This is a genomic window from Verrucomicrobiota bacterium (genome assembly GCA_016200005.1).
Taxonomy (GTDB): Bacteria; Verrucomicrobiota; Verrucomicrobiia; order Limisphaerales; family PALSA-1396; genus PALSA-1396.
In genome coordinates, this window is record JACQFP010000065.1 from 1 (window position 1) to 20,258 (window position 20,258).

The following is a 20,258-nucleotide window of genomic DNA, read 5'->3' on the forward strand; positions in this document are numbered from 1 at the left end:
CGCAGCCAACAACCCAAAGCACAATACAAAACCACCACCGACTTCCAAGCTGCCATGGGAGAAAACAACCTCGCCAAAGCCATGCGATTCGTCACACGCAAACGTCCATGCCTCTAAAAACACGCTCATGCATACGCGCTGTCTTCGCACCAATTTATTGGTTTTTCTTTTTTAAAAACATCCGGCATATTCGAAACGAGGAAACAATTGCGACGGAGGTAGTTTCAGAAGGCGAGTAGTATTACCCGTGCACAGCTAAATCGCCCCGTCTCAGCACTTCAATTCATCGACAAATCTTCCGGCGTTTCGGCCAGCAGTCGGTATTTGCCACCTTTCTGGCGCAAGATCATCGGCCAGAGTTGTTCGGGTTTGGCCTCGAAGACGATTTCGAGCGAGGCGGGATGAGTCAGCCAGGCGTTGCGTTTCATTTCCTCTTCAAGCTGGCCGGGACTCCAGCCCGCGTAGCCCGCGAACATCCTTATTTTCTTGGTGGTCGAAAAAGATTCGCCGATATCGATGAGCTCGTCGAGCGAATGGCCCAAGTCCAGATTCGGCATCACGCTGGCGTCAGGAACAAAACTGTCCGAGTGCAAAAAACTCAACGCGCCGGGCTGCACGGGACCGCCGAGATAGAGTGGTTGTTCCTTGAGTTGTTCGGGCAAATCCGCAACCAGCGCGTCGCCCACCTTGTTTCCGCTCGAACGGTTCAAGACGAGGCCGAACGCGCCCTCGGCATCGTGCTGGCAGATCAGCACCACCGAGCGATGGAAAAATGATCCGCGCAATTGCCCGCCATCCAGCAGCAACTGGCCTTTCAGATATTTCGCGGTGTCGGACATACAACTAGTTTACCGCCCCAGTTTGCATCAAGCTTGCCCGGTTGACAATTTCGATTAAATTCAAACCATGACAAAAATTCTTCTACTATTGCTGCTGGCTGTGGCACTGGTCGCCGGGGGATGTTGCACGCATTCGGGCAGTCGCGAGTTCATCCCGGGCAAGGGCTGGGTGCCGAATGACTGACTCGTAAAAACGTTGGTTTGCCACCCGGTTGGAGGTCCGCAGGCAACGATATAGCGCAGCGAAATTCAACCAAGAGTGGCCCGTTGATCAAATCAGTGCTTTGACCTTCTTACCAATGGCGGCTGCATCAATGCCATACTTCGCCATGAGTTCCTCCGCTTTTCCGGAGTGCGGCAGTTCGTTCACCGCCAGCTTGTGCACCCGGATGCCATCGGCGCTCAGTTCGCCGGCCACGGCGTCCCCCAACCCGCCTTCAGGATAATGATCCTCGACCGTAACGATCGTGTTGTTGGTCTTCTGCGCGGCATCGCGAATCACTTCTTTGCCCAGCGGCTTGATGCTGTAAGCGTCAATGACAGTGATGCCGACGCCTTCCTTGGCCAAAGCCTCAGCCGCTTTTAACGCTTCAAAAAGCGTCACGCCCGCCGCGACCACAGTGACCTTATCGCCGGCGGATTGCTTGAGCACTTTCGCGCCGCCGATGGGAAATTGTTCGTCGTTCTGGTAGATCACGGGCGTCTTTGGACGTGACGTGCGCAAGAAAGCGATGCCCTTGGTCAACGCCATTTGTTCTACCAGCTTTTCGGTGCTCACTGCATCGCTCGGATATAACACGACGCTGCCGGCAATGGCGCGCATGATGGCGAGGTCTTCCAAGGCCATCTGCGACGGGCCATCCTCGCCAATGCTCACGCCGACGTGCGAACCGGCCATCTTGAGGTTCGCCATTGAGATGCCGGCCACGCGAATCTGGTCAGCCGCGCGTTCAAAGAAACAGGCGAACGTGGAAGCGAACGGAACCTTGCCGCGCGTACCGAAGCCAGTCGCCACGCCCACCAGGTTTTGCTCGGCAATGAAACATTCGGTGAATCGATCGGGAAATTTTTTGAAAAACTTTTCCGCAAAGGTTGAATTCTTGGTGTCGCCGTCCATGGCCACGATCCGTTCGTCAACCTCTCCAATGCGCACCAACGCGTTGCCATAAGCCTCGCGCGTCGCCACCATGTCACCAAGTTTGTAAGTGGTCGGCGGGTATCCGGCGGGCGCTTCGTTCTTCGGCAACGGTAATTGACTGGGCGCCGGAATGGGAACGCCGATGCCGGATTTTGCTTTCGGTTGAAGTTCCGATGTGGCTTTGCCCGCTTCATCCTTGGAAAGAGCCTTGCCGTGCCATCCCTCCTTGTCCTCGATGAAGGAAATGCCCGCGCCTTTCAGAGTTTTGGCCAGAATCGCCAGCGGTTGTTTACCCAATCCAACTGCCGCAAGCACTTCGACAATTTCCTCCATGTCGTGCCCGTTGATGACTTCCGTCCGCCAGCCAAACGCTTCGAATCGCCTGCGATATACATCAAGGTCGTGGCCGAACGCGGTCGGCTGACTTTGACCCAACCGGTTCACATCAACAATTGCGGTGAGATTGTTGAGATGATAAATGCCCGCCAGCGACGCGGCTTCCCAAACGCTGCCTTCCGCACATTCGCCGTCGCCGAGGAGAACAAAAGTGTTGTAGTCCAAGTTGTCGAGGCGCGCGCACAGTGCCATGCCCACGCCAACGCTCAATCCCTGACCGAGCGAGCCGGTCGCCACATCGGCGAACGATAGTCGCGGCGTCGGATGGCCTTCGAGATCGCTGCCAAGTTCGCGCAACTTCAAGAGGTCGGCCACCGGGAACAGTCCGGTTTCTGCCCACGCCGCGTAGAGCAGCGGCGCGGCATGCCCTTTGGAAAGAATGAAGCGGTCGTTGTTCGCATAATGCGGATTCTTCGGGTCGTAACGCATGTGGCCGAAGAACAGTGCAGCCACCAAGTCCGCTGCCGAGCAGCACGAGGTCGGGTGACCGCTGCCAGCCGCCGTGGTGGCCGCGATGGAGTGAATGCGTAGCTGGTTGGCTATGCCGGACAGTGTTTCAACAGAGGTATCGTTCATTAGATTTGCAAACTCTACGGGGCGACGACCAAAAGGAAAGACCGAAAATTGAAAGGGTGTTGTTGAAAGCGAAACTCGACTCGCCGGCAGACTACTACTTTGGCAACGCGTGACCGGGGATACTACAAATCGGCGCCAGGCCAACGGTATTGATCGTATAGACTCCACCGGCAGGACAGACCGGCAGGGCGTTGCCCTTGAAGTAGTGCAAGAGTTCGCTTTGGTTCACGAGCGAAGTGGCAGTTTTTCTATTCTCCAATGCCCATTGCTGTTTCGCGCCGTCAATCTGGCGAAGGTTGTTGATGCAGGCGTTGACCGGCGCCTGGGCCGGGTCCGTTGCCGCCGCTGGCCGAATGCCATATCGCTGTTCAAATAGTCTTCGTTGTTCGGCAGTCATCGTGGCCAATGGTGAGTTGGTGCGGAGTGATTGAGCCGCGGCTTGTGCAGCCTGTACTTGCGCCTGCGCGGACTGAATCTGGGCTTGAGCCGTCTGCGTCTGTTTGGTCAACGCCAGTTTTTCCTCCCGCAACTGCCGGATTTCATTGCGCAGCCGGGGCAGGTCGGCATTGTCCTTGCGCAGACGGGCCAGTTCATCGCCTTGCACCTGGATTTTTTTCAACTCCTCATTTTCCGCCCGCAGTGTTTGCAAGTCCTGAACTTCGGGTCGCAATTTCGCCAGCTCAGTTTCCTTTTGCGCGCTGGCAGTGTAGAAAAAGTACGCCCCCGCGACGGCAGCCACCGCCAGCAGCCACGGAAATAAAATCTTGATTGATTTCATACCCATCCATTCATCCCGAACCGTACCTTGCCTCGAAACGATCCGCTTCAAACTGGTGCGCGTGGCGGGAGTTGAACCCACAACCTGCGGCTTCGGAGGCCGTCACTCTATCCAATTGAGCTACACGCGCATGATCGACAGCGAACAAAACTAGGCGAATCCGCGCCTCCCCGCAAACAGTTTTGTCGTGGTCAAATTCACTCCATACTTGCTCTCTGCCGCCGCTTTCTCTAAAAAAACCGCGCATGTCTGCCACTGCCCGCAATAATTATTTGCCTTCACGCCACTCCTTTGATCTGCCCGCTTACCTGGCTTCACGCACGGTTGCTGTCAACCGCGCGTTGTACCGCTTGCTGCCACCGGCCACGGCCAGACCCGCTACGCTCCATCGGGCGATGCGTTATTCCCTGTTCGCGGGCGGCAAGCGATTGCGTCCGGCCCTTTGCCTGGCGGCTGCGGCGGCGTGCGGCGGTCGCGAGTCCGACGCGCTGCCCCTGGCCTGCGCAGTGGAATGTATCCACACCTATTCGCTGATTCATGACGATCTGCCCGCGATGGACAATGATGATTATCGCCGGGGCAAACTCACGAATCACAAGGTTTTTGGCGAGGGCATCGCGATCCTGGCGGGTGATGCGCTGTTGACGCAGGCGTTTGAGATTGCGGCACGATGCAAGGGCTGGCCGCGTTTTTCGCATCGAGACATTGTCCTCGAGATTGCGCGCGCCGCCGGCTCGCTGCAATTGATCGCTGGACAAGTCGCTGATCTCGAAGGCGAAGGGAAAGAGATTTCCGCCGCACAACTCAAATACATTCACGAGCGCAAGACTTCGGCGTTGCTTTGCTGTTCCGCGCGGCTCGGCGGCATGAGCGCCAACTGCACGCCTCCACAACTTCAGGCGTTGACGCGTTTTGGTTACAACGTGGGACTGGCCTTCCAGATTATCGACGACATTCTGGACATCACGCAAACCAGCGATCAACTCGGCAAGACCGCGGGCAAGGATGCCGCGGCGAAGAAGGCAACTTATCCTTCGATAGTCGGTTTGGAAAAATCGCGCCGACTCGCGAAAGCCCTGACAGGTCGCGCGTTTGGAGCGTTGAAGAGTTTTCGGGGCGGGGCGGTTGCGTTGGAAGCCCTGGCCGAGCACCTCCTCCAGCGCGACCGTTGAGCCGGCAGGCGGAAGCTTGAACGCCAACGTGGTGCAAGCTCCCGCGCTCCACTTTCCCGCATGACGGTTCTGGTCAGCGCACGCCGGTGAATCACTGCTGGATTTGCGCCTGCGACTGCGGTATGCTCCCGGCCTATGTTCGACACCATTAAAGCTCAGTTGCCGACCGCTGCCGGGAAACTTGCCCACTTGCGGAGGTTTCTTTGACGTGCCCAGCGCGCAAAAGCGGCTTGGCGAACTGGACGCTTTGATGGCGGCCGAAAATTTCTGGAACAATCGCGAGCAGGCCCAGAAACTCATCGACGAAGCCAATTCCCTCCGCAGCAAAATCGAACCGCTGCTTTCCGCTGAAAAGCAACTCGACGATTTCCGCGTCATGGTCGAGTTGAGTGAAGCCGAGCCCGAAGCCGAGCAGGTCAAACATCTGCGCGATCTGGAGCGCGACCTCGCGAAGTTGTTCAAGGAACTGGAGGCGCACGAGCTGGAGGTTTTTCTCAGCGGCCCGCACGACAAGAACAATTGCATTCTCAGCATCAACGCCGGCGCGGGGGGCACGGAGTCGTGCGACTGGGCGAGCATGCTCATGCGGATGTATCAACGCTGGTGCGAGTCCCGCGGGTGGAACGTGGAGGTGACCGATGCGCTGCCGGGCGAAACCGCCGGCATCAAGAGCGTCACGATGTTGATCGAGGGCGATAATGCCTACGGTTATTGCAAGGCCGAACGCGGCGTGCACCGGCTCGTGCGCATTTCGCCGTTCGATTCGAACAAACGACGCCACACCAGTTTCGCCAGCCTGGATGTGATCGCGGAAATTGAAGAGACGTCGCCGGACATCGTCATTCCGCCGACCGAGTTTCAAATCGACACGTTCCGCTCCGGTGGCAAAGGGGGACAGAACGTGAACAAAGTCGAAACCGCCGTGCGCATTACGCATGTTCCCACCGGGTTGGTGGTGGCATCGCAGAGCCAGCGTTCGCAGCATCAGAACCGCGCGACGGCGATGAAGCTGTTGCTCTCGCGCATCTACGCGCAGCGGCTCGACGCGCAGAAGCAGGAGATGGAACGGTTTTATGGCGAGAAAGGCAGCGTCTCCTGGGGCAACCAGATTCGCAGTTATGTCTTTCAGCCCTATCGCATGGTGAAGGATTTACGGACGGGCGTCGAAACCAGCAACGTGCAGGCCGTGATGGACGGCGACCTTGACGCGTTCGTGAACGGCTGGCTGCGCGCCGGTTGTCCGACCAAACGGATGCAAGGCGTGAAAGATGAAGAAGAATAACGAAATCCAAAAGACGAAATCCAAAAGAAATCCGAAGCCCGGAATCCGAACCAATGGGCAGCGCGACATTCGGTCTTCGGAATTCGGATTTGTTTCGGATTTCGGGATTCGGGCTTCGGATGTTTCAATGTGAACCTCCTCGACACCATCGTAGCGCAGAAGAAACGCGAAGTTGCCTCCTTGCCGGCGCGGCTCATTGCGGCGGCTGATTTGCGGGAGGCGTTGCGCGAGCGCGATGAGCGCCGGGATTTCTTTGCCGCATTGCGCAAGCCGGGGACCCGCCACGTGGCGTTGATTGCGGAAGTGAAGAAGGCATCGCCGTCGGCGGGCGTCATCTGCAAGGACTTTGATCCGGTGCGCATTGCGAAGGAATACGAGGCGGCGGGGGTGAGTTGTTTGTCGGTGCTCACGGACAAGGAGTTTTTCCTGGGCTCGCTCGATCACCTGAAACAAATCCGTCGCGTGGTGAAGCTGCCGCTGTTGCGGAAGGACTTCATCATCGACGAGCGGCAGATTCTGGAAGCCATCGAATGGGGCGCGGACGCCATCTTGTTGATTGTCGCCATTCTGAGCGACGCGCGGTTGAAGCATTTTCATTCGCTCGCAACTGAGGCTGGTTTGGCAGCGCTGGTAGAAGTGCATGACGAAGCCGAACTGGATCGCGCTCTGGCGGCGGGAGCAAGACTCATCGGGGTTAACAACCGCGACCTCAAAACGTTCCAGGTTGATCTGGCGACAACTGAGCGGCTCGCGGCAAAGCTGTTTTCGCCATCTGCCACTCGCGACTCTTCACTCCTCGTTGCGGAAAGTGGCATTCGCACCCGCGCCGATGTGCAGCGCCTGGCCAAGTGCGGCGCGCGCGCCATCCTGGTGGGCGAATCGTTGATGAAACACGGTGATGTAGCCGCCAAGGTGCGCGAGTTGCTCGGCTGAAAATCGATCCCAGGATCGGTAGCCGGGAAAATGGACGCCAGTTTCCAGCGCGCAGGAGTCCACCTTGAGTTCCGGTGCCGCGCGAAGCGTGCCGGCTTTTTTTGGCGAACACCGCGCATCCGGCGGTGTCCCCGCGCGCGAGAATGGGCGGCCGTTGTCGCGGCTTTGGACTGGCAACGAATCGTCTCGAGGGGAATGGTCTGGTGATTGGGGTGGGCTGGGAAGTGGTTACAAATGGCCAACGTGGCCGGTTGAGAACGCGCCACTCGCGCAAAGGTTCAACTCCAGGGCAAACATTCGCACTGGCTCATCCCCGCAGAATTCCAGGCCAGCGCACCTGGGCCGTTTTTGGTTTCAGCCACTATTGACCTTCTGGAGATCCCGGAGTTAGCTCCGTTGGGGGTAATGGAGGAAGCTCTCCAGCGGCGACTTGAGCCTTCGTCCGCTCCCGCTCCACTTCCATGAGAATAATTTGGGTCTCTGGAGTCATGGGGGGCTGATGTTCGGCCACGCTCGTCGGGATGCCAGGCGACTCACGCAGTTGCCGCGTTGGGATGGATGGCAAACTGTTGTTGGCCAGATTGACTCCGGCTGCCGCCGGGTTGGGATTGTTGCCGCCCGTGGCAAAGCGATTATAGGTGCTCACGCCCTGGTTCAACCCAGCACTCGGGCTTGGCGGAGCGACTGCGCCGGGACGCACAGGCGTTGCGCCGAGCGCTGCGCCAGGCGGTGCGCCGGGCACTGCGGGAGGCGGCGTGCTGGCGAGCTTGACGCCGTTGTTCTTGAAATCGATGTCCATCGGTTCACCGGCGTTTTTAATTTTCACGCGACCCGCCTTTTCGTCGATTTCCACGACTTCAATGATGCCTTCGCGTTGACCTTCGACCATGATGAACGATTCCTCCTTGCCCGGCGGCGTTCCCGGTTTGGCCGGCTCCTTCCATTGCAAGATCGCGCGTTTGGGAGAAAGAATGGTCGTGATGCCAGCGAGCTTCACCTCCGTGGCCGGCATGACGGCGGGTGGTGGCGGCACAATGGGCGGTGGTGGCTTAATGCCAAAGACATTGCGTTCAATGATGACATTGTAGGGATTCTCCTTGGCATCGGTCACCACCGCCTTGACGCCGGTGCTGAACAGAAGTCCGCCAAGCAAACCAATGGTTGTTATTTCGCTGCACTTCATGGTCATATGATAGTCGATTCCTATTGCCAACACCACTGCGAATTCAAAGTTGCAGAATTATTAGGCTGCGAAAGAACAAAAACACCAGGCCGTCCGGCGCGACGTTCTTCCGGTCCAAACTCCGCAATCAATAGGCCGCCTGTACGCCTTTGACCGAGCGTTTTTGCATCCACGGCATCAAGCTGCGCAAGCGCGCCCCGACTTTTTCAATGGAATGATTCTCGCCCTTTTTGAGCAAGGCGTTGTAGGTTTTGTAACCACCTTTGTATTCCGCCACCCAGCCTTTTGCGAACTTGCCGGATTGGATGTCCTTGAGCGCGGCCTTCATCCGCCGCTTCACGCTGGCGTCGATGATCTTCGGGCCGACGGAGACATCGCCCCACTTGGCGGTTTCCGAAATTGAAAATCTCATGCCGCTGATGCCGGCCTCGTTCATCAAATCCACAATCAACTTCAATTCGTGCAAACATTCGAAGTATGCCATCTCCGGTTGATAACCCGCCTCGACCAGCGTTTCGTAGCCGGCCTGCACCAGCGCCGTCGTACCCCCGCACAACACCGTCTGCTCGCCGAACAAATCCGTCTCGGTCTCTTCCTTGAAGGTGGTTTGCAGCACACCGGCACGAGTCGCGCCGATGCCCTTGGCCCACGCCAGCGCGACTTTCTTCGCTTGCTTGCCCCGTGGAGTAGCCGTGTATTCAGCGTCCGACATGGGCGAGGTTTTTACTCCACGGGGCGAGCTCGGGTTTTGATAAACGGCGATCAGCGATGGCACGCCCTTGCCTTCGAGATACTGGCGACGCACAATATGCCCCGGACCTTTCGGCGCGACGAGAATGACATCTACATTCTTGGGTGGAACGATGGTCTTAAAATGAATTGAAAACCCGTGCGAGAACAACAGCGTCTTGCCTTTGGTCAGATTCGGCGCGATGTCTTTTTCGTAAATGGCGGGCTGCTTGGTGTCCGGCAACGCCACAAAAATCACATCGGCGCGCCGCACGGCTTCCGCCGTGGCAACAACTTCAAACCCCCTTTCCTTCGCCACGGGAATCGATTTGCTGCCCGCGTAAAGTCCAACGATCACCTTGAGGCCGCTCTCTTTGAGATTGAGCGCGTGGGCGTGTCCTTGCGAGCCGAAGCCGAGAACAGCGAGGGTTTTGTTTTGTAACGCGCCGAGATCGGCGTCTTTGTCCGTGTAAACTTTTGCAGGCATTGTTTGGTTGACAGTTGAGTGTTGAGGTTCAGTGTAACGTTTTTGATAATTCAACGGCGTAGCTATTTATTTCCGTTCGTCAGGCCGGCGCGTCGCCGCGAAGTAGATCACGTAGAGCCACGACAAGAAACCGTGGAGAATGGACCACAGAATCGATCGGTTGCGCGTCCATGAGGCCACCACCGCAATGACGGTGCCCAAGCCGACACCGATTTGGTATGTGATTTGATGGTCCATCGGCGAGAATGCTCATTTGCGCGGCATCGCCACCTTGCCAGTGCGGGTCAAATCAATCACGCCAAAGGTCTTCATCAAATCAAGGAACTTTTCCACTTTGCTTTCGTTGCCGGTGACTTCGATGGTCATGCTCTTGGGCTGCACATCCACAATTTTGGCGCGGAAAATATCTGTGATTTGCATGACTTCGGGGCGCGTCTTGGAATCCACGCCGACTTTCACGAGCACCAACTCGCGATCCACGTATTCGCCCTCCCGGAAATCCTGCACCTTGAGCACTTCCGTCAGCTTGTTGAGTTGCTTGACGATTTGCTCCAGCGTGGCGTCGTCGCCCCGCGTGACGATGGTCATCCGCGACGTGGTTGGGTCCTGCGTGGGTGCGACGTTGAGCGTGTCGATGTTGTAGCCACGACCGCTGAACAATCCGGCCACGCGCGTCAGCACGCCGAACTTGTTTTCGACCAAGACTGAAATCGTGTGTCGCATAAATTCCTGCCGTTAAACGGGGGCGCAAACTAACAGCCGGCGAAATCAGGGTCAACCCGCAAATCATAAGCACCCATTGGTTTTCCGGAGCCGGCAATCCCGCCGCCATGGAGGCAGCGGAACAATTTCCTGTTTCTGGCGGGCGAATCCGCCTCCCGTCGGGGGGTGACAGTCGTCCAGCTTCTTGGCACACCCACCGAGCGAATCGACTTGGAAGGTTTTCAAATGTTCCCCGGTGGTACGGGCTTGCGACCGCCAGAGGGGTGTTGTCCGGTGCGGCAATTTCACATTGCAACCCACTGACAGCCTGCGCATAAACATTGCCCGGATCGGTGCACTGGAAAAGTCGAGGAGCGAACTTTGAGTCAATGAACTTGCGATCGATAGAATATGTCGGCGCACTGTGCTTGGTGGGTTGGGCGGTGTGCCTGACCACGACGAACGCGGTGGCGGCCGGGGCTGGATTAACGAAGATTGTGCTCATTGCCGGCACAAAAAGTCACGGACCGGGCGATCACGAGTACGAAAAGGGAGTAAAGCTGCTCAAGCATTGCCTTGATAGCTCGCCGAACGTCAAAGGCCTCCAGATGGAGATTCATCTCAACGGCTGGCCCAAAGACCCCGCGGTGTTGGAGGACGCGGACACAATCCTCATTTATTGCGACGGCTCTGACCACGACGAGAAAGCTCACCCATTGTTGATCGGCGACCGGATGACGACCATCGACCGGTTGATGAAACGCGGCGTGGGCTTCATGGCCATTCATTACGCGGTTTTTATTCCAAGCAAAAAAGGCGGCGACCAGTATCTCGATTGGCTGGGCGGCTACTTTGATTACGAGCACGGACCGGCAGCGAACAAGTGGTTTTCCAAAATCGAAACGAAAATTTACGCAGTGCATCCGGCCACGCCGACGCATCCGATTGCGCGCGGCCTGGAACCTTTCGAAGTGAAGGAGGAATATTATTTCAACATGCGCTTCCGCGAACCGGACGCACGGCGCATTCCCATTCTGACATTTGGTCGGGACGACAGCGATTCCGCTTCCGTCATTGCGTGGGCCGTGCAACGCGCGGATGGCGGTCGCGGGTTCGGTTACACTGGCGGACACTTTCAGAATAATTGGCAGAACGAAAACGTTCGGCGGATGGTGCTCAACGCATTGCTTTGGACTGCCAAAGCGGAAGTGCCGCCCGGCGGTGTGGCATCCACCTTGCCCGCCGACGAATAACTGCACTCAGCGGAGCCCGCGCCTCCCGCCGCGAGGCCGGAGCTGATTTACGCGAAAGCGTTGACACGTTGAAGCGACCGAACGGGAAGCCTTGGCAGCGACGCGCCGGCAACTGACCGCCTACCGATTAAATCACCACGCGGCCTACGGCTCGCCACCGATGGACATCACACCGGTCAAGGTCCTGGCGGCCAAAGTCTCTGCGGATGCCAAACCTGTCCGATTGACCCTGCGGGAGCTTCGTCCGGGAAAAATTTGCGAATTGAACGCCAGGGACTCCGCGCCAAAGACGGTGGCGAAATGCTGCATCCCGTTGCCTATTACACCTTGGATTGACTGACGGGCAACCGAGCGAGGCTGTCCGTCTATGCGATAAAAGGCCATTAACTTTTTATCGAGCGGCTGGGTGAGCGCAGGCCGCGTGCTCCCATTTTGCATCGGTATGAAGTGTGCTATGTTGATTCCAAGAAGTGGATTAACTCAGCCGGATCAGCATCCGAGGGAAGCAGAGGAAAAGGGATGTCGCCGCTGTCAACAAGGACCGAAGAGATGGACCCGCGCCGCAAGAGCGCGTTGATCGTGGAAGGGGGTGCCATGCGAGGCGCATGGGCAGCCGGGGTTTTGGCTTTCCTTCATGAACACGGGGAGCGTGAATTCGATCTGGTCTATGCCGCTTCTTCCGGTGCCTGTTCGGCGGCCTATTTTGTGGCCGGCATGTTGGAGCCGGGCCTCACCATCTGGCGGGAGTATGCGTGCAAGGCGGTTCGCAAAACTAATTTCCTCCGCCGCAAGCCGATCATCGATCTGGCCTACCTCGTCGATTACATCTTCAAGCAAAGCGTCCCCCTGTCGATCGAAGCCGTCCAAAAAGCGCGCTCGCGCTTCTACATTGTGTTGACCGATTGCGACACAGGTGAGCCGGTGTATTTCCACGCTCGTGATGAACGGGTCTTTGATGCGCTGCGCGCCACGTCCTCGATGCCCTTGGGGACGGTTGGATTTGATTATGTTGATGGTCATCCTTTTGCCGACGGCGGAGTCGCTGATCCTATTCCCATTCAGCGCGCCTTGCAAGATGGCGCAACCGACCTCACGGTGGTGCTCACCCACAACTCCAGCTTTCGTCTCAAACCGATGCCGCGTTTTTTGGGCCGGCTGGCGTTTCCCAAATTCCCCGCGGTGGCGCGGGCGTGGACTGACCAACAACATCTGAAATACAATGCGGCGATGAACCTGATCCAGCACCCCCCAACGGGTATCCGCCTCCGGGTGTTTCATCCGATGAAACCGATGCCGGTCGGCACCCTGACGATCGCGAAGAAGCGCATCCACGCCGCCCTTTGTTTGGGGCGCGATGAGGCATTGCAGCAATTCGCGCTCACCGAACCAAGCGCACCCCCGCGGTTACCCGGCCTCCCTGCGGAAAAGTAGTGTCCACGATTGTCGCACTTGAAGTCGTGACCACAATTTCAGGTGATTTTCCTGGTGGTTTGAAGCAACCTTCGCGCATGAATTCAAAAGCTCCGACACCTCTGGGTTTTCAGCGATTAAAAGTCGTGGCGCTCGCCGTGGATGATTTTGCGCGCGCCAGCCAGTTTTATGGCCAGACGCTGGAGTTGCCACCGGCGTTCGAAGGCAACGAACAGGTCGGTTATCTGCTCGGTCAAACGATCTTCATGCTGAAAACCAATTGGTACGCGCCGCCGACCCAGCAGCCCAATCCGCGAATCACCATCGCCGTTGACGATGCGCGACCGACAGAGAAGGCGTTGGCGGCGCGGGGTGTTCGCGTCGCCGATGCCGTGGCGCTCCTTGACGATTTTTACGTCGGCAGTTTCCTGGACAGCGAAGGCAACAAGTTTTGGTTCTGTTCGCCCGCTAATCCGTAAGGATGCAGACCGACGAACCCTTACCCTCTTCCCGTCGGACGGGCAGGGATTGAGGGGCCGGTTCAAATTGAGAAGCTGCGCTTCAAATACTCCAGGCTCTTGGTCGCGATAACCTCTGGTCCTTCGTCGAAATTAAACACCTCGACCGAGACGAATCCGTTATAGCCGACCTCCTTCAACGCGGCGGCGATGGGCCTGAAATCCACATCGCCGAAACCCGGGCCTTTCAGATTCTTGTCGTTGGCGTGGAAGTAGGCGAAGTGCGGCCACGACTCGCGGATGATTTGGGGGATCGGCTTGGCTTCCGAACACATCGCCTTCACGTCGAGGATGATTTTGAAATGTGGCGTGTGCAGTTGCTGGACGAACCGGATCGCCTCGGCGGCGGTGTTGATGAAGTTGGTTTCCGCCGGCGCAAGCGGCTCGAAACAAATGGTTATGGCCCGTTGCTCCGCGCGCATCACCGGTTCGCGGAACACCGCCGTCGCCCAGTCCCACGCCTGCTGCGGTGAAACGCCGTCGATGATATTGCGCTGTTTCGGCGAACCGACGACGACGATGCGTCCGCCGAGATTGGCGCAGAAATCGACCAGGTCGCAAAAATATTTCGCGGTTTTCTGCCGGACGGCGATGTCGGGATGCGTGACGTACATCCCTTCCGCCTGCGCCAGCACCCAATGAATGCCGGAGATCGTGATGCCAATCCGTGCGGCCGCATCACGAATCCGTTTCCGTTCGGCGGCTGAAATGTCGGTCACGTATTTGGCAAGCGTGAACGGCGCAATCTCGATAGCGTCGTAGCCGACTTTCTTGGCGAACGCCATCGAGTCCTCAATCTTCCAGTCCTTGAAAATCTCGTTGCAGATGCCGAATTGCATGGCGCGAGTTTCAAAGTTGGGGGTTCAAAGTTCAAGGCGAATGCGTGGGGCTCATGCCAGTTGCTTGAAATTCACTCGCCACCGGATTTGTTTGGCGGTATTCATGCGGGAAGCTTTGCGGCATGTGGAGTGCTTGAATGGACTCAAGCCAGCTTATGAACAAAAGATCAGCCAACAACCAGATCAAAGCTTTCACTTTGATTGAGTTGCTCGTGATCATCTTGACGATCGCTATGTTGGTCGTGTTGATCTTTTCAGGGACTGCGCGGGCTAAACGTGAGTCTTTGCGGAATCAATGTATCAACAACCTGAAACAGGTGGGGTTGGCTTTTAGACTTTGGGGCAACCTATGTCCAATGGCCGTCTCCACGAACAATGGCGGAACTTTAGAATTCGTTGGTACCGGTGAAACATTTCGACATTTTCAAGTTGTCTCGAATGAGTTGATGTCACTCAATGTTGTTACTTGCCCGGCTGACGTTCGTCGCCCGCCTAAAAGTTTTGTCTCCGATTTTTCCAACGCGAATGTCAGCTACTTTGTCGGCGTCGATGCCGATGAAAATCAGCCAGAGATGCTTTTGTCTGGGGATCGCAATGTCATCAACGGGACCGCACCAACGAATGGAATGTTGACACTGACAACTAATAATCCCGCGCGTTGGACCAAGGCGATGCACAAGCGCGAGGGAAATGTTGGCCTGGCCGATGGCCACGTGCAGCGCGTGGACATTCCCGGATTGCAGAAGTTGATCGAGCACACGGGTGTTGCGACAAATCGAATCAGTCTGCCTTGAACCCGGCGTGGTGCAAGTCGTCTGCCCGCTTGACTTTGTCCCTTCACCGTTTAGCTTTCGCCTAGCTATGAAGACTAACTTCAACAAGGTGGTTTGGCTCGGTTGCGTGATGGGAACGGTCGTGTTCAACGGAAGTGTCGCTCCGAACGTTTGCGCGGACGAACAACTCAATCCGCCCGCAGCCGCAAAGCCCAAGACTGTTTCCGCCGCCGTCATCAAACCAGCCGCGACTGCGGTGAAGCCCGAAGAAAAGAAGCGCGAGTACAAGGCCGACACGAATCCGGGAACGATTTTCACCAACAGCATCGACATGTTGCTGGTGCGACTGTCGGCCGGTTATTGGGTCGGGAAATTCGAGGTGACGCAGGAGCAATACAAGAAGGTGATGAATTCCAACCCGAGCGCATTCCCCGGTGACGGGCGGCCGGTTGATTCGGTGACTTACGATGAGGCGGTTGAGTTTTGCAGACAACTGAACGAGATCGAACGAAAGGAAGAAAGTCTGCCAAAGGGCTACATTTATGCGCTGCCGACGGAAGCCCAGTGGGAATCTTTTGTGGGTAACGCGGGCTTGGAGACAGCAGTGACCAGTTTCGGACAACGGCGTTCGGGCACGGAAAACGTGGGCAGTCTGGCACCAAATGAATCCGGCCTTTACGATGTGCGGGGCAACGTCATGGAATGGTGCGCGGCGGATCCCAGCAAGCCCTATCGCGTGTTGCGCGGCGGCGCGTGGGCAACGACTATTGAAATCAATTTGCGCCCTGCCTTCCGCCATTATGCCCGACCGGACGAGCGGCAGAACACATTTGGCTTTCGCGTCGTGCTGGTGAGCGAATAGTCAGCGCGGCGGCCGAGCCGGATGAAACTTTTCTATACCGGCCCGGTGGTCAATACGGAAATGCTGGTGGTGATGCTGGAAAAGCACGGCATCGCGGCCACGCAGGAGTTTGTCGATCCCGACCTACCGGACGATGGAGATTTGAACCGGCTGGCGAATGTTTTGGTGCCGGAAGCAGATTACGACCGCGCTCATCAATTGTTCTACGCGGAGCGGGAGGATGAACTTTAACCGCACGTTTTCACAAAATTATTGCTTCAATATGGGAGAGAATTGGCTATGAATTCTCTCCATGAAGCAAAATCCCTTGTCCTGTCTGGCCATATTTTGTCTGGCGGCTCTGCCAATGTCGGGCCTTAGCGCCGCCACGCACGAGTTGCCGGCCAAAGACACGCGCGCCGCCAAAACCAACGACCTCAACACCCCACGCACGTTTCCGCATATCGCGTCGAAATCGGAATGGCAGGCGCGCGCCCGGGAAATTCGCGAACAGATTCTGGTCAGTTGCGGTTTGTGGCCGCTGCCGGAGAAAACGCCATTGAACGCGAGAATCTTTGGCCGCGTCGAACGCGACGGTTACAGCATCGAGAAAGTTTATTTTCAAACGTATCCAGGATTTTATCTCTCAGGAAATCTGTATCGCCCCTTGGGCAAAGGCGACGGTCCATTTCCCGCCATCCTCAATCCGCATGGTCACTGGGCCAACGGACGCATGGCTGACACGAAGGATGGCAGCATCGCCGCGCGTTGCATCAACTTCGCCAAACAGGGAATGATCGCCTTCTCGTACGACATGGTCGGCTACAATGACACGATTCAGGTTAACCACAAATTCGCCAGCAACCTGACCAACCAGCTCTGGAATATCAGCCTGATGGGATTGCAAACCTGGGACAGCATCCGCGCGCTGGACTTTCTGGAATCATTGCCGGACGCCGACAAAACGCGCCTCGCCTGCACCGGCGAATCAGGCGGCGGCACACAGACGTTCATGCTTGGCGCGGTTGACGACCGGCTCGCCGTGCAGGCGCCCATCGTAATGGTGTCGCACACGATGCAAGGCGGTTGTCTTTGCGAGAATGCGCCGGGGTTGCGCGTCGATCATTCCAATATGGAAATTGCCGCCGTGCCGGCGCCGCGTCCGCAGATTTTAGTAGCCGCCACCGGCGATTGGACGAAGACGACAATGACAGTCGAAGGCCCGGCCATCGAAAGCATTTACCGACTGTTCAAGTCTCCGCACCAGTTGCGTTACGTGCGCTACGACTTTGGACATAATTACAATCAGACCAGTCGCGAAGCCGTTTATACCTGGTTCAACCAGCGACTGCTCCACCCGAACGAGCCGCGCGCAGTTCAGGAAGTTGCCTACAAGAAGGAGCCGGACCAGGACTTGCGGGTCTGGCCGGACGGCAAGCTCCCCGCGGATGCGCTCAATGAATCACAACTCATCGACTTGCTCATCAAACTTCATCGTTCGCAATGGCAGGCGCTCAAACCGACGGACAAAAAATCACTGGCCAGCTTCCAGAAAGTGATGTCGCCAGCCTGGAGGCGCGCATTGCAGGTGGAAGTGCCCGATGGGCGCTCCCTGGCTGTCGAAACCGGAAAGGCGGTCCAGCATGGCGGCTTTACCATCACTCCTGTTGCGTTTGGTCGGGACGGGAAAGGTGATCGCATCCCGGCCGTGCTGTGCGTGCCGAGGAAGGCGGGGAAATCAGGGGTCGTCGTGCTCGCAAATCCGGCAGGGAAGTCCACCTGCCTGAACACGAACGGAGCGCCCATCGGTCTGGCCAAAGAACTTCTGGAACGCGGATTCACCGTGTTGTTGCCGGACGTTTTCCTCACCGGCGAACTGGCCGACCCTGAACTTGGCAAGTCGCGCAAGTATTCGGAAAAATACTTCACCACCTACAATCGGACGGATGCGCAAGAGCGCGTCCAGGACCTCATCACCGCGTGCGTCTTCGCAAGAACCCACACCCATAACCGTCGCGTCATTCTCTGCGGCGCGGGCCGCGCCGGGTTGTGGGCGCTGCTGGCGGCGCCGGCTGCGGACGCCGTGGTGGCCGACTGCGACGCGCTCAATGTTTCAAGTGATGAAGCGCTGCTGGCACAGGATTTATTTTTTCCCGGCATCCGCAACCTTGGCGCATTTGAGGGTGCCGCAATGCTGGCCGCGCCGCATCCGCTCTTGTTGCACAACACGGGAAAACATTTCGCGTCCGACTCCTTGCTTGCTGCGTATTCGGCCGCCGGCGCAACCGATTCCTTTGGCGAGGAGCCGCGGCAGTGGTCCGACTCCGAACTGACCACCCACATCACGCAGTTGAAGTTGAAGTGAATGTTCTCCAAGCGGGCAGGCCGCGAGTTGCGGTTTCACTTACTGCGTGGCGCGAAAAACCGTCAGGCCGAGAAGCGCCACGAATAGACCGAACAAAAGTCGAATGGCGCTGCCGACGCGAATCCGTTTCGGGTCCGCGGTCGCCCAGTTCAGCAAATCCCGCAGACGCCACGGCGAAACCGTGAACCAGATCCCGGCAATCACCAGCACATACGCCCAGCCGCTGATGACCCAGCGCCAGTCCGTGTCCGCCCAGCGAACGGTGTCCACCATCAACTTGGCCAGGCACATGAACACGATGGCCAGGCCGCGCACTGCCAGAAAATCCGTGACGAAGACACAGACCGCGACGCCAGCAGCGGTGAAGCCTGCCATCATCAGCGGTTTGTAGGCGGCGAAGTCCGCGTTGTTCTCCTGCTTGACGTTCCAGACAAACCAAAGCGTGCCTAACAGCATGAGCGCGTAACCCCATGGTAATGAGCGTGGAAACTTGCGGACTGCCACGCCGAACGCGGCGGGCTTCATCAAGCCGTAAACCTGCGGCAGACCAAGGCCCAAGCCCATCACCACCGCAAGCGTCGAAACATTCAGTTGCATAAAAATAAATCAGGCCAGATTGAGGATCGCCGGGTCTCCGTAGAGCGTGAACGAACCAGCGCGATTGATTTTGACATCCAAGAGCTGTCCGCGATGACGATCCGCGCCCTCGAACAGCACAATCTTGTTACAACGCGATCGCCCCGTCAACCGTGCGGGATTTTTCCTGCTTGGCCCCTCAACCAGGGTTTGCATCCGCTCACCGATGTGGCGACGATATTTTTGCGCACCGATTTCGTTGACCAGTTTGAGCAGGCGGGCATTGCGTTCTTCCTTCATTTCCTGCGGCACTTGGTTCGGCATAGCCGCGGCGGGCGTGTCCCGGCGTGGTGAATACTTAAACATGTAGGCGTTGTCGAATTCCACTTCGCGAACCAACGACAAAGTCTGTTCAAAATCCTCCTCCGTCTCGCCGGGGAAACCGACGATGATGTCAGTCGTAATACCCATGCGGGGTTGGACGCGGCGAAGTTTTTCAACGAGGCCGAGAAACCGCTCGCGGGTGTAACCGCGATGCATGAGTTTCAAAACGCGATTGCTGCCGCTTTGCACCGGCAAATGTGCGCTCTCGACGAGTTTTGGCAAACGTCCGTAAGCTTCCACCAGATCATCGCCGTACCCTTTTGGATGCGGTGAGGTGAACCGAATGCGCTCCAGTCCGTCGATTTCATGAACGGCTTCAAGGAGCTGAACGAATGCGGTTTTGCCGTCCCTCGTCGGCACATGCCCCTCACCCGACCTAACGGACACCCTCTCCCCATCGGATGGGGAGAGGGACGGGGTGAGGGGTCGCCGCCTGCCGTAGCTCGTCACGATCTGCCCGAGCAAAGTGATTTCCTTCACGCCGTGCGCGACCAGCTCGCGGCATTCGGCCACGATGTCAGGTATGCTGCGGCTGCGTTCTTCGCCCCTCGTGTAGGGCACAATGCAAAAGGTGCAGTATTGATTGCAGCCCTGCATGATGCTGACAAAGGCCGTGACTGACTTCACCGGTGCATTCCCATTGAGCAAGTGTTGACGAATCGTTGCTTCGCTGCCCGTTTCTTCCTCCACGTCCACGACCTTGTCGCGCCGACCGGCAAAAAGATCGTCGAGGTAATCCGCCGTGCGATGGAACTTTTGCGTCCCGATGACCAGGTCAACGTCCGGCAACTTGTCGATGAGTTGCTTCCCACGGCTTTGCGCCATGCAACCCAGGAAGCCGAGCACCACGTTGGGCCGGTTCGTGCGCACGTCCGCGGCCAGGTTTTGCATCTTACCGATGGCTTTTTGCTCAGCCGCATCCCGCACGCTGCAGGTGTTGAGCAGGATGACATCCGCGGTGGCTTCCGAAGGCGAGAGCGCGTAACCCTTGGCGACAAGTTGAGCCGCAACCGCTTCCGAATCGCGCTCATTCATCTGGCAACCATAGGTTTTGATAAAGACACTCGGCATAAGGCTGAGAGTG

General features: G+C 57.4%; 20 protein-coding genes, 1 tRNA gene and 1 pseudogene. 11 read left to right on the top strand and 11 right to left on the bottom strand.

What is annotated here, in order from left to right; all coding sequences use genetic code 11:
• Positions 1-278 precede the first annotated feature (278 nt).
• The 4 genes and pseudogenes from HY298_22115 to HY298_22130 all read right to left on the bottom strand — a co-directional run bounded on the left by HY298_22115 (position 279) and on the right by HY298_22130 (position 3,857).
• Positions 279-839 carry a YqgE/AlgH family protein gene (locus tag HY298_22115; GenBank protein MBI3852959.1) on the bottom strand — a complete coding sequence of 187 codons (561 nt, stop codon included), beginning with the start codon at positions 837-839 and terminating at the stop codon, positions 279-281.
• A 271-nt stretch (positions 840-1,110) separates the two neighbouring features.
• A complete protein-coding gene (locus HY298_22120; GenBank protein MBI3852960.1) occupies positions 1,111-2,949 on the bottom strand; it encodes a transketolase in 1,839 nt (612 codons plus the stop codon).
• Between the two features lie 232 nt (positions 2,950-3,181).
• Positions 3,182-3,262, bottom strand: a pseudogene (locus HY298_22125) (prepilin-type cleavage/methylation domain-containing protein).
• 518 nt (positions 3,263-3,780) lie between these two features.
• A tRNA-Arg gene (locus HY298_22130) sits at positions 3,781-3,857 on the bottom strand.
• A 115-nt stretch (positions 3,858-3,972) separates the two neighbouring features.
• On the opposite strand from HY298_22130, the gene HY298_22135 reads away from it, so the two are divergent.
• From HY298_22135 to trpC, 3 genes are all read left to right on the top strand, one after another.
• On the top strand, positions 3,973-4,899 hold the full coding sequence (locus HY298_22135; protein MBI3852961.1) for a polyprenyl synthetase family protein: 927 nt from the start codon (positions 3,973-3,975) through the stop codon (positions 4,897-4,899).
• Positions 4,900-5,034: 135 nt separating this feature from the next.
• Positions 5,035-6,181, top strand: a protein-coding gene (prfB, locus tag HY298_22140) for a peptide chain release factor 2 (GenBank protein MBI3852962.1) whose coding sequence is annotated in 2 segments (ribosomal slippage) — positions 5,035-5,094 and positions 5,096-6,181 — 1,146 coding nt in all. Because the reading frame shifts where the segments join, the coding sequence is not laid out codon by codon here.
• A 129-nt stretch (positions 6,182-6,310) separates the two neighbouring features.
• Positions 6,311-7,114: an indole-3-glycerol phosphate synthase TrpC gene (trpC, locus tag HY298_22145; GenBank protein ID MBI3852963.1), complete on the top strand. Its 804-nt coding sequence runs from the start codon at positions 6,311-6,313 to the stop codon at positions 7,112-7,114.
• A 361-nt stretch (positions 7,115-7,475) separates the two neighbouring features.
• On the opposite strand, the gene HY298_22150 is transcribed toward trpC, so the two are convergent.
• The 4 genes from HY298_22150 to ilvN all read right to left on the bottom strand — a co-directional run bounded on the left by HY298_22150 (position 7,476) and on the right by ilvN (position 10,236).
• Positions 7,476-8,297, bottom strand: a complete 822-nt coding sequence (locus tag HY298_22150) for a hypothetical protein (GenBank protein ID MBI3852964.1) — start codon at positions 8,295-8,297, stop codon at positions 7,476-7,478.
• A 127-nt stretch (positions 8,298-8,424) separates the two neighbouring features.
• Positions 8,425-9,513 carry a ketol-acid reductoisomerase gene (ilvC, locus tag HY298_22155; GenBank protein ID MBI3852965.1) on the bottom strand — a complete coding sequence of 363 codons (1,089 nt, stop codon included), beginning with the start codon at positions 9,511-9,513 and terminating at the stop codon, positions 8,425-8,427.
• Positions 9,514-9,579: 66 nt separating this feature from the next.
• Positions 9,580-9,750 (bottom strand): hypothetical protein, encoded by a 171-nt coding sequence (locus tag HY298_22160; protein ID MBI3852966.1) that lies wholly within the window; start codon positions 9,748-9,750, stop codon positions 9,580-9,582.
• Between the two features lie 12 nt (positions 9,751-9,762).
• Positions 9,763-10,236: an acetolactate synthase small subunit gene (ilvN, locus tag HY298_22165; protein ID MBI3852967.1), complete on the bottom strand. Its 474-nt coding sequence runs from the start codon at positions 10,234-10,236 to the stop codon at positions 9,763-9,765.
• Between the two features lie 368 nt (positions 10,237-10,604).
• Between ilvN and HY298_22170 the strand changes: the two genes are divergently transcribed.
• From HY298_22170 to HY298_22185, 4 genes are all read left to right on the top strand, one after another.
• Positions 10,605-11,468 (top strand): ThuA domain-containing protein, encoded by an 864-nt coding sequence (locus tag HY298_22170; GenBank protein MBI3852968.1) that lies wholly within the window; start codon positions 10,605-10,607, stop codon positions 11,466-11,468.
• A 91-nt stretch (positions 11,469-11,559) separates the two neighbouring features.
• Entirely contained in the window at positions 11,560-11,808 is a 249-nt protein-coding gene (locus HY298_22175) for a hypothetical protein (protein MBI3852969.1), read from the top strand.
• 209 nt (positions 11,809-12,017) lie between these two features.
• Positions 12,018-12,899 carry a patatin family protein gene (locus tag HY298_22180; protein MBI3852970.1) on the top strand — a complete coding sequence of 294 codons (882 nt, stop codon included), beginning with the start codon at positions 12,018-12,020 and terminating at the stop codon, positions 12,897-12,899.
• 77 nt (positions 12,900-12,976) lie between these two features.
• Complete coding sequence (locus HY298_22185) at positions 12,977-13,357, top strand: VOC family protein (GenBank protein ID MBI3852971.1); 381 nt, start codon at positions 12,977-12,979, stop codon at positions 13,355-13,357.
• A 62-nt stretch (positions 13,358-13,419) separates the two neighbouring features.
• Here the strand turns inward: HY298_22185 and HY298_22190 are convergent, their stop codons facing one another.
• Positions 13,420-14,235 carry a sugar phosphate isomerase/epimerase gene (locus HY298_22190; protein MBI3852972.1) on the bottom strand — a complete coding sequence of 272 codons (816 nt, stop codon included), beginning with the start codon at positions 14,233-14,235 and terminating at the stop codon, positions 13,420-13,422.
• Between the two features lie 155 nt (positions 14,236-14,390).
• Here HY298_22190 and HY298_22195 point away from each other — a divergent pair, with 155 nt between their 5' ends.
• From HY298_22195 to HY298_22210, 4 genes are all read left to right on the top strand, one after another.
• Positions 14,391-15,029: a type II secretion system protein gene (locus HY298_22195; protein ID MBI3852973.1), complete on the top strand. Its 639-nt coding sequence runs from the start codon at positions 14,391-14,393 to the stop codon at positions 15,027-15,029.
• A 67-nt stretch (positions 15,030-15,096) separates the two neighbouring features.
• Positions 15,097-15,870, top strand: coding sequence for an SUMF1/EgtB/PvdO family nonheme iron enzyme (locus HY298_22200; protein ID MBI3852974.1), 774 nt, complete (start codon positions 15,097-15,099; stop codon positions 15,868-15,870).
• Positions 15,871-15,891: 21 nt separating this feature from the next.
• Positions 15,892-16,101: a hypothetical protein gene (locus HY298_22205; GenBank protein MBI3852975.1), complete on the top strand. Its 210-nt coding sequence runs from the start codon at positions 15,892-15,894 to the stop codon at positions 16,099-16,101.
• Positions 16,102-16,162: 61 nt separating this feature from the next.
• Positions 16,163-18,214: an acetylxylan esterase gene (locus HY298_22210; GenBank protein ID MBI3852976.1), complete on the top strand. Its 2,052-nt coding sequence runs from the start codon at positions 16,163-16,165 to the stop codon at positions 18,212-18,214.
• A 39-nt stretch (positions 18,215-18,253) separates the two neighbouring features.
• Here the strand turns inward: HY298_22210 and HY298_22215 are convergent, their stop codons facing one another.
• Both HY298_22215 and miaB read right to left on the bottom strand, forming a co-directional pair.
• Positions 18,254-18,811: a hypothetical protein gene (locus HY298_22215; protein ID MBI3852977.1), complete on the bottom strand. Its 558-nt coding sequence runs from the start codon at positions 18,809-18,811 to the stop codon at positions 18,254-18,256.
• A 9-nt stretch (positions 18,812-18,820) separates the two neighbouring features.
• Entirely contained in the window at positions 18,821-20,245 is a 1,425-nt protein-coding gene (gene miaB, locus HY298_22220) for a tRNA (N6-isopentenyl adenosine(37)-C2)-methylthiotransferase MiaB (GenBank protein ID MBI3852978.1), read from the bottom strand.
• Positions 20,246-20,258 lie beyond the last annotated feature (13 nt).